At 70.8% G+C, this 13,037-nt stretch carries 13 protein-coding genes; 5 read left to right on the forward strand and 8 right to left on the reverse strand.

Translation table 11 applies throughout. The features are described from left to right. Nucleotides 1-10: 10 nt before the first annotated feature. Genes AB0I51_RS35780 through AB0I51_RS35790 form a run of 3 tightly spaced genes read left to right on the forward strand, consistent with a single transcriptional unit; the run spans nt 11 to nt 1,781 of the window. A complete protein-coding gene (locus AB0I51_RS35780; protein ID WP_362982549.1) occupies nt 11-496 on the forward strand; it encodes a helix-turn-helix transcriptional regulator in 486 nt (161 codons plus the stop codon). Beyond that, nucleotides 493-927 (forward strand): VOC family protein, encoded by a 435-nt coding sequence (locus tag AB0I51_RS35785; RefSeq protein WP_362982496.1) that lies wholly within the window; start codon nt 493-495, stop codon nt 925-927. The genes AB0I51_RS35780 and AB0I51_RS35785 overlap by 4 nt, the downstream gene beginning before the upstream one ends. Continuing rightward, nucleotides 924-1,781, forward strand: coding sequence for a class I SAM-dependent methyltransferase (locus AB0I51_RS35790; protein ID WP_362982498.1), 858 nt, complete (start codon nt 924-926; stop codon nt 1,779-1,781). The genes AB0I51_RS35785 and AB0I51_RS35790 overlap by 4 nt, the downstream gene beginning before the upstream one ends. Before the next feature lie 30 nt (nt 1,782-1,811). Here AB0I51_RS35790 and cseC read toward each other — a convergent pair whose 3' ends face one another. The 5 genes from cseC to AB0I51_RS35815 form a co-directional block, all read right to left on the reverse strand. After that, the gene (cseC, locus tag AB0I51_RS35795) at nt 1,812-3,155 is read right to left on the reverse strand and encodes a two-component system sensor histidine kinase CseC (RefSeq protein WP_362982500.1); all 1,344 of its coding nucleotides are present in this window, start codon (nt 3,153-3,155) and stop codon (nt 1,812-1,814) included. An 8-nt stretch (nt 3,156-3,163) separates the two neighbouring features. Next, the gene (gene cseB / locus AB0I51_RS35800; protein WP_362982502.1) at nt 3,164-3,868 is read right to left on the reverse strand and encodes a two-component system response regulator CseB; all 705 of its coding nucleotides are present in this window, start codon (nt 3,866-3,868) and stop codon (nt 3,164-3,166) included. Between the two features lie 156 nt (nt 3,869-4,024). Then, nucleotides 4,025-4,615, reverse strand: a complete 591-nt coding sequence (locus AB0I51_RS35805) for a hypothetical protein (RefSeq protein WP_362982551.1) — start codon at nt 4,613-4,615, stop codon at nt 4,025-4,027. A gap of 56 nt (nt 4,616-4,671) precedes the next feature. Next, nucleotides 4,672-5,211: a SigE family RNA polymerase sigma factor gene (locus AB0I51_RS35810; RefSeq protein WP_019064956.1), complete on the reverse strand. Its 540-nt coding sequence runs from the start codon at nt 5,209-5,211 to the stop codon at nt 4,672-4,674. 299 nt (nt 5,212-5,510) lie between these two features. Then, the gene (locus AB0I51_RS35815; protein ID WP_362982504.1) at nt 5,511-6,437 is read right to left on the reverse strand and encodes an A/G-specific adenine glycosylase; all 927 of its coding nucleotides are present in this window, start codon (nt 6,435-6,437) and stop codon (nt 5,511-5,513) included. A gap of 335 nt (nt 6,438-6,772) precedes the next feature. Here AB0I51_RS35815 and AB0I51_RS35820 point away from each other — a divergent pair, with 335 nt between their 5' ends. Further along, complete coding sequence (locus AB0I51_RS35820) at nt 6,773-7,591, forward strand: hypothetical protein (protein WP_362982506.1); 819 nt, start codon at nt 6,773-6,775, stop codon at nt 7,589-7,591. 15 nt (nt 7,592-7,606) lie between these two features. Here the strand turns inward: AB0I51_RS35820 and disA are convergent, their stop codons facing one another. Continuing rightward, nucleotides 7,607-8,731 (reverse strand): DNA integrity scanning diadenylate cyclase DisA, encoded by a 1,125-nt coding sequence (gene disA, locus AB0I51_RS35825; protein WP_362982508.1) that lies wholly within the window; start codon nt 8,729-8,731, stop codon nt 7,607-7,609. A gap of 82 nt (nt 8,732-8,813) precedes the next feature. After that, complete coding sequence (gene radA / locus AB0I51_RS35830; protein WP_362982510.1) at nt 8,814-10,223, reverse strand: DNA repair protein RadA; 1,410 nt, start codon at nt 10,221-10,223, stop codon at nt 8,814-8,816. 197 nt (nt 10,224-10,420) lie between these two features. On the opposite strand from radA, the gene AB0I51_RS35835 reads away from it, so the two are divergent. Beyond that, nucleotides 10,421-12,133, forward strand: a complete 1,713-nt coding sequence (locus AB0I51_RS35835; RefSeq protein WP_362982512.1) for a hypothetical protein — start codon at nt 10,421-10,423, stop codon at nt 12,131-12,133. A 4-nt stretch (nt 12,134-12,137) separates the two neighbouring features. Here AB0I51_RS35835 and AB0I51_RS35840 read toward each other — a convergent pair whose 3' ends face one another. Then, on the reverse strand, nt 12,138-13,004 hold the full coding sequence (locus AB0I51_RS35840) for a hypothetical protein (RefSeq protein WP_362982514.1): 867 nt from the start codon (nt 13,002-13,004) through the stop codon (nt 12,138-12,140). Between the last annotated feature and the right edge of the window lie 33 nt (nt 13,005-13,037).

The following is a 13,037-nucleotide window of genomic DNA, read 5'->3' on the forward strand; positions in this document are numbered from 1 at the left end:
CATGGACAAAATGCGGCAGTTGCGACTGGCCAAGGACGCCATGGACCGCGACTGGGCCGAGCCGGAGCTCGACCTGGGCGTGGTGGCCGCGCATGCCGGATATTCGCGGTACCACTTCATCCGGGCCTTCAAGGAGGCCTACGGCGAGACGCCGGGCCAGTATCTGACCCATCGCCGTATCGAGCGGGCCGAGGAGATGCTCCGCAGCGCCGACCTCTCGGTCACGGAGATCTGCCATCTCGTCGGCTTCAGCAGCCTCGGGACCTTCTCGGCCCGGTTCAAGGCACGGACCGGGCTGACCCCGAGTGAGTACCGGAGGGAGCACGTGGGGCGCGGGGCCGCCCTCATCCCCGGGTGCTACGCGATGCTCTGGGCCGGCGGTTTCCCCTCCGCAACTTTGAAGAAGCGTGCCGCCGCCCGCCCTGCCTACGGTGAGGAAGAGGAAGAGGAAGCCACCTCGATCCCCACCTCGTCCGACAGGAGAGCGGAGCCATGATCCAAGGGCTGGCCATCACCACCGTGTGGACCTTCGACCAGCAGCGCACCAAGGCCTTCTTCACCGAGAAGCTGGACTTCGAGGTCCGGGACGACATCTCCATGGGCGACATGAAGTGGGTCACCGTGGGCGCCAAGAACCAGCCGGGCGTCGAGCTCGCGCTGATGAGCCTGGACGGCCCGGGCCTCGACCCCGAGTCCGCCGAGGCGCTGAAGAAGCTGGTCGGCAAAGGGGTGCTGGGAGCGGGTGCGTTCCGTACGGACGACTGCCGCGGTGACTACGCGACCTTCAAGGCGCGCGGTGTCGAGTTCATCCAAGAGCCCAAGGAGCGGCCGTACGGCGTCGAGGCGATCTTCCGCGATGACAGCGGCAACTGGTACTCGCTGACCGAGCGCAGCGAGGAGCTCGACTTCTCCAAGGACTTCGGATGAGCGGGGAGCGGGTGGCGGAGGTCGAGCCGGATCACACGGCGGTGCGGGTCGCCCTGTGGCGGGCCCTGCACGTCCGGGCGGACGCTGCGCCGCATGTCGTCGAGGACGAGGTCGGGCTGCGGCTCGTGGATCCCGGGGACGACTGGGGGGAGCGTCCCGACATGGACGTGGAGGCCACGCGCCGGATCCGCGCGTCGATCGTGGCGCGGGCCCGCTTCGTCGAGGACGTGGTGGTGGAGCGGGCCGAGAAGGGCGTGGACCAGTACGTCGTGCTCGGCGCCGGTCTGGACACCTTCGCCCAGCGGCGGCCCGAACTGGGCGCGAGACTGAGGGTGTTCGAGGTCGAACGGCCCGGTACACAGGCCTGGAAGCGGCGGCGGCTGGCGGAGCTCGGGTACGAGGAGCCGGACTGGCTGCGGTTCGTGCCGGTGGACTTCGAGGGCGACTGGTGGGGGCAGCTGGCCGCCGCCGGGCTCGACACCGGGCGGCCAGCCGTGGTGGCCGCGACCGGCGTCACCATGTATCTCACGCATGACGCGATCACCACCATGTTCCGCCGGGTCGCCCAACTCGCCCCCGGTTCCACCCTGGTGACGACCTTCCTGCGGCCGGTCGACGACGTGGAGCCGGAGCAGCGCGCGCAGTTGGAGGTTGCGGTGGCGGGCGCTCGCGCCGCGGGCACGCCCTTCCTGAGCTTCTTCACGCCGGAGCAGGTGCTGGCCCTGGGGCGGGAGTGCGGGTTCCGGGAAGTGCGGTATGTGTCGGCCGCGGATCTTGCCGAGCGGTACTTCGGGGGGAGGACGGACGGGGTGGGGCCGTCCCGGGGGGAGGAGGTGATGGTGGCAAGCACCTGAGCGAGTGCGACGGCTCCTGCCCGGACGGGCCTACGGCAGCATCGGATAGCTGCCGGTGCTCGTCGGTGCGTGTTCCGGCAGCCACAGCACCGCGACCGCGCCCTCCGCCGGGATGTGGTCCGGCGCGCCCGCGGGGCGGACGTTGCGGAAGGTCAGGCGGGCGCCGAGGACCCGGGCCTGGCCGGCCGCGATGGTCAGACCCAGGCCGTGGCCGTGGCCCGCGCGGTCCTTGCTGCCGGTGCGGAAGCGGCTCGGGCCCTCCGCGAGGAGCTCCTCGGGGAAGCCGGGGCCGTGGTCGCGGACCCGGATGACCCGGCCCTCGACCGAGACCTCGATCGGCGGCTTGCCGTGCCGGGCCGCGTTGGCCAGCAGGTTGAACAGCACGCGCTCCAGGCGGCGCGGGTCGGTGGTGACGGCCGACTCGTGGACGACGTGCACCACCGCGTCCGGGTCCTTCGCGATCACCCGGCGGCTCACGAAGTCGCCCAGCATGATGTCCTGCAGCTCGGCGCGCTCGGAGGCCCCGTCGAGACGGGCCACCTCCAGGACGTCCTCGACGAGGGTGCGCATCGCCTTGGCACGGTCCAGGACCAGTTCCGTGGGGCGGCCCGGCGGCAGTAGTTCGGCCGCGGTCAGCAGGCCCGTCACCGGGGTGCGCAGTTCGTGCGCGATGTCGGCGGTGACCCGGCGTTCCGCCTCAAGGCGTTGCTGCAGCGCGTCCGTCATGGCGTCCACCGCGCGCGCGAGGTCGTCGGTCTCGTCCCGCACGACTCCGCCGATGGCGTCCCGTACCCGTACGTCCGTCTCGCCCTTGGCGACCTGGTTCGCCGCGACGGCTGCCTTGCGCAGCCGGCGCGAGAGCTGGCCGCCGATCAGCACACCGAGTGCGCTGCCGCCGAGCACGGCCGCGATCGAACCGATCACCAGGGCCTGGTCGAGATCCTTGAGGATGTCCGTGCTGCGGTCGGTGAACCCGGTGTGCAGCGACATCACATGGCCGTCCTTGAGCGGCACGGCCGCCCAGATGTCCGGGATGCCGTGCGGCCGGTCCGTGACGTACGTGGCCCTGCGGCCCTCCCCGACCTTCTGGCGGAGCGCCGGCGGCAGGTTCGGGTCGTCGATCTTGATGCTGGGGAAGTTGGGCCGCCCGGACAGCTCGTAGTTGCGCTGGGCGATCTGGACACGTTCGTCGGCGAGGTCGCGCGCGTTGTCCAGCATCGAGACCCGGGCCGCGTTGTGCACGACCAGGCTGAGCGCGATCGCGACCAGCGTGCCGACCAGCGCGATGGCCGCGCTGAGCTTCCATCTCAGGCCGGTACGGATGCCCGCTCTGTCCATGAACGACGGGACCCTGCGCCGTGAATTCCCCCGCATACCCCTGCTCAGGCCTTCAACTTGTAGCCGAAGCCGCGGACCGTCTCGATCCGGTCCTGGCCGATCTTCGTGCGCAGCCGCTGCACATGGACGTCCACGACCCGGGTGTCACCGCCCCAGCCGTAGTCCCACACCCGCTCCAGCAGCTTGTCGCGGGACAGGACCGTACCCGGTGCCGAGGAGAACTCCAGGAGCAGCCGCATCTCGGTCGGCGTCAGTGCCACCGGCTGCCCCGCCCTGCGCACCTCCATGCCCTCGGTGTCGATCTCCAGATCACCGAAGGTGAGCACCCCGCCGTCGACCGGAGCCGTGTCCGCGTCCGTACGGTCGCCGCCGCTCGCGTGCCCGAAGCGGCGCAGCACCGCGCGGATCCGGGCGACCAGGACGGCGCCGTCGAAGGGCTTCGTCACGTAGTCGTCGGCGCCGGCCTCCAGGCCCAGGACCACGTCGATCGAGTCGGCGCGCGCCGACAGCATGATCACCGGCACGGTCGAGTCGTCGCGGATCCGGCGGCAGAGGCTGACGCCGTCCAGGCCGGGGACCATGACGTCGAGGAGCGCGATGTCGGGGCGGTTCGCCCGGAACGCCTCCAGGCCGGACAGCCCGTCGGGCATCGCCGTGACCGCGAAGCCGTCCCGCTCCAGGGCGAGTTGGGTGGCCTCACGGATGACGTCGTCGTCCTCGACGAACAGGACGTGGGTCTGGTCTGCCATCCCGGTGCTCTCAGTCCTCGTGTGGGTCGTTCTCAAGCATGGGACGCCCGAAGGGGTGTCCGCGTTCACTGAAGGATCGGATCAGAGGGGCCGATCGGTTCGCCCCCGCTCGGATTCCGTTCGTTTTTGGTTCGGGGTCGCTCGGATCTGTTCGGTTCAGTTTCCGCTCGGCGCGGGCGAGGCGTCGCCCCCGACCGCGTTGCTGTACTCGTTGTGGGTGCTGTACTTCTGGACGAAACGGCCCGACGTCCAGCGGTACGTGATCACGTTCTCACCGGAGGGACTCGACACCGGGTCGCCCTTCTCGTACACCTGCTTGGTCACGACCAGATCGCCGCGGTCGATCTCCGCGTAGACCGGGGGTTCCTCGGCCTTGAAGACATTCTCGTACGTCCCACCCGTCGCGCGGTACACGTACGAACCGATGCCGACCGCGTCACCGCAGGTCATCACGTTGACGACGACGTCGTTGGCGGTGCCGCCGGTCAGCTCGCCGTAGGACACGTCGACCGCGTACTCGTCGGCGACGCACGGCTTCAGCTCGTGCTTGACCGCCGCCGAGACCTGCGGGTCGTCCTGGACGAGTTTCACCGCGTCCACATGGTCGTCGGCGGTCGCGGAGGGGGTGGAGGAGGGCACCTCGGCGACGCCCACCGAGTCGGAGTGCGCCGGGCCCTCGTCACGGGCGCCGGTGCCGCCCGTGGCGCAGCCGGACACCAACAGGGCGAGGGCGGCGAGCACGGCCATCGCCGTGACCGCCGCCTCGAAGCCGCCGCGGACCCTGCTGGGTCCTGGGGTGTCGCTCAGGCCGCGCAACGCTCCCGCTCCTCACGCTCCAGCGCGCGTGCGTCCAGATCGCGGGCTTCCAGCTCCTCCCGGAGCCGGGCGAGCGCCCGGTGCAGCGTGCTCTTGACCGTACCGGCCGACATGCCGAGGGCAGCGGCCGTCTCCTCCGTGGACATCTGCTCCCAGTGTCGCAGGACGACAACACTGCGCTGTTTCGGAGCGAGAACTTTCATGATGTCCATAAGAAGCGCCCGATCCGCGTGCTGTTCGGTCGCGTCATCGACGCTCGCGTCCGGGAGCTGCTCGGTGGGGACCTCTTCGAGCTTGCGGGCCCGCCACCACTCGGTGCGGGTGTTGATCATGACGCGGCGCAGATAGGCGTCCGCGAGGCGCTTGTCCTCGATGGTCTCCCAGCGGCCGTACGTCCGAACCAGCGCGGTCTGCAGCAGGTCCTGGGCGTCGACAGGGTCGGGCACCAGCCGACGGGCGCTGCGCAGCAGCGCGTCCTGTCGGGTGCGGACGTACTCCTCGAATTCGAGCACCTCGCCCTGCGCCATGATCAACCGCCTCCATCCCCGTTTCCGGCCCGCCTGCTGCCGGTTGTCCTTTGCTGCGTCCCGCCGGTCTGCGGCACAGGAATGAAGCTACGGAGGGGTTGTCACGGCACTGTGCGGAGCAGCCTGCGGGGAGCGCTCGGCTGTCCGTCGGTTGTGTAACGGAAGTAGGTTCGGGGTAAGGCGGCGGGAGCGTTGGTGTGGGTATGGGGTGGTTTGGGCGTTGCCGGAGTGTGGCGAGGGCTGGGTGTTGGCTGTGATGTGGCCCGGGGTGAGCCGGGCGGCTGTGAATTGACCGTGTGTCAGGTGCGGGTCGCGGGGAGTTGGTACAGCCCCTGCGGGAGGGGTTCTACGAGGCCGTCGGCGACCAGGCCGTCCAGTGCTCTGGCCCGCTGTACCGGCTCGTGCCATACGCGGTCGAGTGCGGATTGCGGGACGGGAGTGCCGGGTGCGGCTTCGCGGAGTACGGCCAGGAGTTTGCCGCGGACCTGGCGGTCCGTGCCGGCGTAGGTCTGGCCGCGGCGGGCCGGGCCCTCGTGGTCCGGCTTTCCGGCCAGGTTCCAGGCGCACTGCGCTGAGATGGGGCAGCGGTGGCATGTCTCGTTCTTCGCCGTGCAGACCAGTGCGCCCAGTTCCATGGAGGCGGCGGCCCAGCGGGCGGCGGTCTGCTCGTCCGGCGGGAGCAGGGCGCGGGCGAGTTTGCGTTCGGCGGCGGTGGTGGCGTTCGGGGGGTACTGGACGCCGGTGACGGCGCGGGCGAACACCCGGCGGACGTTGGTGTCGAGTACGGCGTGACGCTGGCCGTAGGCGAAGGAGGCGACGGCGGCGGCCGTGTACTCGCCGATGCCGGGGAGGGCGAGGAGCTGGGCGTGGTCGGTGGGGACGTCGCCGCCGTGCCGTTCCGTTATGGCAGTCGCCGCGCCGTGCAGGCGGAGGGCGCGGCGGGGGTAGCCGAGGCGGCCCCAGGCGCGGACGGCTTCGCCGGGGGCGTCCTGGGCGAGGTCGGCGGGGCGGGGCCAGCGGGCCAGCCACTGTTCGTAGACCGGGAGGACGCGGGCGACCGGGGTCTGCTGGAGCATGAACTCGCTGACCATTACGCCCCAGGGGCCGGCGTCGGGGTGGCGCCAGGGGAGGTCGCGGGCGTTGTCTTCGAACCAGTCGATGACGGGAGCGTGGAGGTGCTCGCCGTTGGTGGACGTGGTGTGCGGGGGGTTCGTGGGCGCAGTCATGGCGTTTCGATCCTGCCATGGGCGTGGGTGGTTGCGGTGTTTTCCCCTGCGGGTGCGTGAGTGGGTCGCCTTCCGTTTGGTGTGGGTCGGTGCCGCGCCGGGGGGTGTCCGTCCTCGGAACGGCGCGGAATCGGTCGCTCAAGATCGTGGCGGTGTTGACGCGCCAACCGCTGCGGGCGGACACCCCCCCGACACGGCACCTTCGCGCCGTACGCGGCGACGGGCCACGCGGTGCCACCGTTCAACTCCCTTGCCGGGATGATGATCCGGAAAAGTTGGGGCCGGCGCGGCGGGTGGGGCGAGGTAACTCCCCGTTGTCTCGTAAGGTTTGAGCCGTGGGATCTCTGCGCAATCCGGTCGGGCCGCTTCCCTCCTCCATCTATTGGCGACGGAGGGTCCTCATGGTGTCCGTGGTCGCCCTGTTGGCGCTGCTGATCACCTGGATCGTCACCTCGGGCGGCGGGGGCGGCAAGAACGGTGCGGACGGGTCGAAGAACGGCAGGACTCCCGCGCCCACGATCACCGCCGGTCCGTCCGGCACCGGGCCCGCCATCAGTCAACACCCCGGCGGACGCGATGAGTCGAGCAGCGGTGCGAGCGGTGGGGCGAGTGGTGGAGCTAGTGGGGTCGGTTCCAGTGCCGGGTCCTCGGGTGACAGTGGCTCCGCCGGGGGGTCCGGGGACGGTGGCGGTATTGGGGGGTCCAACGGGGGGAGTAGTACAGGGACTACGGTTCCTGCCGATTCGACTCTGCCCAACTGCACTGCCAGTGCTGTGCAGTTGAGTCTGCGGAGTCTGCACAACTCCTACTCGCCGGATCAGACGCCCACTTTTGTGCTGACCGCCAAGAACTCGTCCAGCAGTGACTGCAAGGTCGATCTCGGGCCCAAGAGCGCCGTGTTGACGATTACTGAGGCGGGGGGTGCCGCCGACTACTGGTCCTCCGCCGACTGTCCGAAGAGTTCCGGAAGTGTCTACTACCGGGTGTCCGCCGGGAGCAGTGTCGCGTACACCCTGAAGTGGGACCGGAAGCCCAGTGCGCCCGAGTGTGCGACGCCTCCGGCCGGTTCGGCCGGTCCGGGGACCTATCTGGTGGAGGCGGCTGCTTCCGGGTTCGCCAAGGCGCAGACCTCGTTTGTTCTGGCCAGTGACTGAGGTCGGTTCGTCTTTCTAGACGTAGCGTTCCAGGATTGAGGATTCCGCCAGGCGGGAGAGGCCCTCTCGTACGCTTCTTGCCCTTGCCTCGCCCACGCCGTCGACTGTTTGAAGGTCGTCGACGCTTGCTGCCAGGAGCTTTTGGAGGCCGCCGAAGTGTTCCACCAGGCGGTCGATGATCGCGCCGGGGAGGCGCGGGACCTTGGCCAGGAGGCGGAAGCCTCGGGGGGAGACCGCCGAGTCGAGGGCCTCGGGGGAGCCGGTGTAGCCCAAGGCGCGGGCCACGGTGGGGAGTTCGAGGAGTTCCGCGTGGGAGAGCGCGTCCAGTTCCGCCAGTGCTTCGTCCACCGTGCGGGAGCGTTTGGCCGTGGGTTCGGGGACGTAGTCGCGGACCACCAGTTCGCGTTCCGGGTCCACGCCCGCGATCAGCTCTTCGAGTTGGAGGGAGAGCAGGCGGCCGTCCGTGCCGAGTTCCAGTACGTACTCCGCGATTTCGTTGGCGATCAGGCGGACCATTTCGAGGCGTTGGACCACTGCGGAGACGTCTCTGACCGTTACCAGGTCTTCGATCTCCAGGGCGGAGAGGGTTCCCGCCACTTCGTCCAGACGGAGCTTGTAGCGCTCCAGGGTGGCCAGTGCCTGGTTCGCGCGGGACAGGATCGCCGCCGAGTCCTCCAGGACGCGGCGCTGACCGTCCACGTAGAGGGCGATCAGGCGCATGGACTGGGAGACGGAGACAACTGGGAAGCCGACCTGCTTGCTGACCCGGTCCGCTGTGCGGTGGCGGGTGCCGGTCTCTTCTGTGGGGATCGTGGGGTCGGGGACCAACTGGACGCCCGCTCTGAGGATCTTGGATAGGTCGGACGACACCACGATGCCGCCGTCCAGCTTGCAGAGTTCTCGTAGACGGGTGGCCGTGAACTCCACGTCCAGGATGAAACCGCCGGTGCACATGGCTTCGACGGTCTTGTCGGAGCCGAGCACGATGAGTCCGCCCGTGTTGCCGCGGAGGATTCGCTCCAGGCCGTCGCGCAGCGCCGTGCCGGGTGCCACGGCGCTCAGTGAGGCGCGCATCAGCCCGTCGGCACCGGAGCTCCCGCCGGACTTTCCGGGAGCTGACGCCCGGTCGTTGGCTGCCACTGCACTCCTCGGGTCGCAGGTTCTTCAGGCGCCGCCGTTTCGCACAGTTGGTTCGTACGGACGGGCGAGACCAGGGCAAAGTCTACCGGCGGTCCTCGCCGTCCCGTGGGGCGTCTCGTTTACGGGAGCGTGGAAGGACCTGGAGGGCGTCTCCTATGTCGGCCACTTCGAGGACCTTCATGCCGGGCGGGATCTTGCCCGGGTCGCTCGGAACGAGGGCGTGGGTGAAGCCCAGGCGGTGTGCCTCGGAGAGTCTGCGCTGGACGCCGGTGACCCTTCTGACCTCGCCCGCGAGGCCCACTTCGCCGATCGCGACCAGGTTCTTGGGGAGGGGGGTGTCGCTCGCCGCGGAGGCCAGGGCCAGGGCGATGGCCAGATCTGCGGCCGGTTCGGAGAGTTTTACGCCGCCTACGGTTGCGGAGTAGATGTCCCTTTTGCCCAGTGCGCTGATTCTGCCGCGTTGTTCCAGGACCGCGAGCATCATCGAGACCCGGGATGTCTCCAGGCCGGACGTGGTGCGGCGGGGGGAGGGGATCTGGGAGTCGACCGTGAGCGCCTGGACTTCGGCCACAAGGGGGCGGCGGCCCTCCAGGGTGACGGTCAGGCAGGTGCCGGGGACCGCTTCGGCGCGGCGGGTCAGGAACAGGCCGCTCGGGTCGGCCAGGCCCGTGATGCCCTCGTCGTGCAGCTCGAAGCAGCCGACCTCGTCGGTCGTGCCGTAGCGGTTCTTGACGCCCCGTACGAGGCGCAGGCGGGCGTGGCGGTCGCCCTCGAAGGACAGGACGACGTCCACGAGGTGTTCCAGGAGGCGGGGGCCCGCGATCGCGCCGTCCTTGGTGACGTGGCCCACCAGAAGGGTGGACATGGCGCGCTCCTTGGAGGCGCGGATCAGGGCGCCGGCGACCTCGCGGACCTGGGCCATGCCGCCGGGGGCGCCGTCGATCTCCGGGGAGGCCACCGTCTGGACGGAGTCCAGGATCAGGAGCGAGGGCTTCACCGCGTCCAAGTGGCCGAGGATCGTGGCCAGATCGGTCTCGGCGGCGAGATACAGGTGGTCGTCGATCGCCTTGATGCGGTCGGCGCGCAGCCGGACCTGGCTGGCCGACTCCTCGCCGGTGATGTAGAGCGTGCGGTGCTCGTCGCTCGCCGCCTTGGCCGCCACGTCCAGGAGGAGGGTCGACTTGCCGACGCCTGGCTCGCCCGCGACCAGGACGACCGCTCCGGGCACCAGACCGCCGCCGAGCACCCGGTCCAGCTCGGGGACACCGGTCGAGCGGGCGGTGGCCTGGCGGCCGTCGACCTGGCCGATGGGCAGCGCGGAGGTGGTGACGCGGCCCGGGGCCGTCGTACGGACGGCGGGCGCGCCGTACTCCTCGACCGTCCCCCAGGCCTGGCACTCGGAGCAGCGGCCGAGCCACTTGGCCGTCTGCCAGCCGCACTCGGTGCAGCGGTAGGACGGACGGTCCTTGGTGGTCTTCGTACGGGCAGCCATGCGTGAACCGTAGTCGTAGCCACTGACAACGCGGTCGGGGGATGGAGGGGGGTCGTGAGGAATCCGGCCACGGGCGTCGGGATCGAGCCAGGGGAGGGGGGGTTCCTGTCCCCTATTGAGGGATCGTTTCACCCGTACGGATTAAAAGAGCTCAAGGGGGCGGAAGGGGGCATCGCCCGCCGCCTACGGTCGCACGGGTGATGAGCAGCAGCCCGGAGACCTCGACCCGCACCACCGGCGCGCACCGGGCGCACCGGGAGGCGCGCGACCGCGCTGCGGCGCGCACGCTGGCGCAGTTCCCGCCCGCGCGCTACGAGCCTTATCTGGACGGCCTGTTCACGTACTGCCTGTCCGTGCTGTGCGACCACGACGCGGCTACGGCGGCCCTGGGGGACGTGCTCGCGCTGGCCGAACGCCGGGGCGCGCGCCTGCCGGAGACAGCCGGGGACCGCAGGGCCTGGCTGTACGCGCTGGCCCGCTGGGCGTGCCTGCGCAAGCTGGCCGAGGCCAAGCAGAAACGTCAGGGCACCCACGCGGTGGGCCGTGCCGAGGCCGAGGAACCCGTCGTGCCCGAGGAACTGCGTGAGCAGCGGCGGCGCGAACTCGCCCTGCTGGCCTGGCCGGAGGCCGCCGGGACCACCCCGGAGCAGCGCGAGGCGCTCGAACTCGCCGTGCGCCACCGGCTCGCCGCCCACGAGGTCGCCGCCGTCCTCGGGATGGACCTCGCCACCGCCCGCGAGCTGCTGGCCTCCGCCGCCTGCGAGGTGGAACGCACGCGTGCCGCCCTCGCCGTCGTGGAGACCGGGAGCTGCCCGAGCGTCGCCCGGCTCACCGGCGACCACCAGCTCGTGCTCAGCAGCGCGCTGCGCCGCGAACTGGTCCGGCACGTCGACGACTGCCCGCGCTGCCGCCGTACCGCCGAGCGCGCGGTGCCCGGCACCTGGCCCGGTGCCGCTGTCACGCCCGCCGAACTGCCCGTCCTGGAGGCGCCCCGCGCGGCCCTGCATGTCGCCATGGCGCATCTCCCGCGCGCGCGTGGGGCCGCGGCGCCGCGCTTCGACCGGCGCGGTTTCCCGCTGGACCCCAAGGACCGCGCGGCCCGCAGGGACCGGCTACGCGCGCGTGCCGTCACGACGACCGTCGTCGCCACCGTCATCGCGGCACCCGTCCTCGCCCTGTGGGCCGCCTACCGGTCCACACCGACCGGCGAGGGCACCGACGGCAGGGCCTCCTCCGCGAGCGAGCAGCACGACGGGCCCGGCAGCCTGGAGGGCGAGGTTGCGAGCGGTGGCTACGAGAACACCGGTGACGCCAGTGCCGGGCCCCGCGCGCGGGTCGGCAAGGGTGGCAAGAACGACGTCTCCGTGGAGGTCATCAGCGTCGCCGGCACCGGCGGGAAGGGGGCAGGGCGCCTCGCCGTCTCGGCCGCCAACAGCGCCGACACCACGCTCGTCACCCTCACGGCGTCCGGCGCGGCCCCGGTCCGCTGGTCCGCGACCACCACGGCACCCTGGCTCTACCTCAGCCAGTCCTCGGGAACCCTCGCCCCGGGCGAATCGTTGACGATCAAGGTGTACGTCGACCATCTGCGCGAGCCCTCCGGCCACTGGACCGCGCGCGTGGCCGTCTCACCCGCCGGCGCCGTCGTCTCCATCGAGGGCTACGGCAGCGCGCCCGCACCGACCGAGCCGGGCGAGCCGGGCGAGCCGTCGTATCCCTCGCATCCTGATCCCGGCGGCCCGCCCTCGTCCGGGCCGGACCCGACGCCCGCGGCTCCGAGTGATCCCACGCCGAGTGGTCCGCCGTCCTCGTCCGCCGATCCGACTCCGACCCCGACGGACTCGTCCACCGGCGACCCCGGGGGCTCGGTGCCGCCGTCGGGCGACGGCGGCGAGCCGGGCCCGTCCTGAGCGGTCAGCCGACCGGGTCCGCCGGATGCGGTGCCAGCAGCGGGAGTTGCGAGGCCAGGCGCTCCTCGCACAGCTCGACCAGGCGGTCGTAGCCGGCCTTGCCCATCAGTTCGGTCAGCTCCGGGCGGTAGGACACGTAGACCGGGTCGCCCGCGCCGTGCGCCGAGGTCGCCGACGTGCACCACCAGTGCAGGTCGTGGCCGCCGGGACCCCAGCCCCTGCGGTCGTACTCGCCGATCGACACCTGGAGCACCCGTGTGTCGTCCGGCCGGTCGATCCACTCGTACGTCCGCCGCACGGGCAGCTGCCAGCAGACGTCCGGCTTGGTCTCCAGGGGCTCGCGGCCCTCCTTCACGGCGAGGATGTGCAGCGAGCAGCCCGCGCCGCCCGCGAAACCGGGGCGGTTCTGGAAGATGCACGAGCCCTTGTAGGGGCGGGTCTGGCGGTCGCCGTCCTCGTCCTCCGAGGTCCAGCCGTTCTTCGCGCCCTCGTCGTGGTGCTGCCAGATGTCCGGGGTGAGCCTCGCCACATGCCCGGCGACCCGTTTCTCGTCGTCCTCGTCGGAGAAGTGCGCGCCCAGGGTGCAGCACCCGTCGTCCGCGCGGCCCGCCTGGATGCCCTGGCAGCCGCTTCCGAAGATGCAGTTCCAGCGGGAGGTCAGCCATGTCAGATCGCAGCGGAAGAGCTGCTCCTCGTCCGCCGGATCCGGGAACTCCACCCACGCGCGCGCGAAGTCGAGCCCCTTCTCGTCGGCTTTCAGGGCCTTCTTCGACATTGTCGACGTCTTCGGGGGCTTGGCCGACGTCACCGGCGAAGAATCGCCGGGTGATTTGGCCGCCTTGTCGTTCTTCGCCTTTTTCGTCTTTGGCACGTGTCCAGGGTAAGTCGCCCGGGGCGGCCCCAG

The sequence above is a fragment of the Streptomyces sp. NPDC050549 genome (assembly GCF_040655035.1).
Classification (GTDB): Bacteria; Actinomycetota; Actinomycetes; order Streptomycetales; family Streptomycetaceae; genus Streptomyces.

Excerpts from the sequence above, each read along its gene's own strand:
- AB0I51_RS35805 (WP_362982551.1), bottom strand. The coding sequence starts at position 4,615 with ATGGCCGTGCTCGCCGCCCTCGCCCTGTTGGTGTCCGGCTGCGCCACG.
- cseB (WP_362982502.1), bottom strand. The coding sequence starts at position 3,868 with ATGGCAGACCAGACCCACGTCCTGTTCGTCGAGGACGACGACGTCATC.
- AB0I51_RS35785 (WP_362982496.1), top strand. The coding sequence starts at position 493 with ATGATCCAAGGGCTGGCCATCACCACCGTGTGGACCTTCGACCAGCAG.
- cseC (WP_362982500.1), bottom strand. The coding sequence starts at position 3,155 with ATGCGGGGGAATTCACGGCGCAGGGTCCCGTCGTTCATGGACAGAGCG.
- AB0I51_RS35790 (WP_362982498.1), top strand. The coding sequence starts at position 924 with ATGAGCGGGGAGCGGGTGGCGGAGGTCGAGCCGGATCACACGGCGGTG.
- radA (WP_362982510.1), bottom strand. The coding sequence starts at position 10,223 with ATGGCTGCCCGTACGAAGACCACCAAGGACCGTCCGTCCTACCGCTGC.
- AB0I51_RS35780 (WP_362982549.1), top strand. The coding sequence starts at position 11 with ATGCGGCAGTTGCGACTGGCCAAGGACGCCATGGACCGCGACTGGGCC.
- AB0I51_RS35810 (WP_019064956.1), bottom strand. The coding sequence starts at position 5,211 with ATGGCGCAGGGCGAGGTGCTCGAATTCGAGGAGTACGTCCGCACCCGA.
- AB0I51_RS35815 (WP_362982504.1), bottom strand. The coding sequence starts at position 6,437 with ATGACTGCGCCCACGAACCCCCCGCACACCACGTCCACCAACGGCGAG.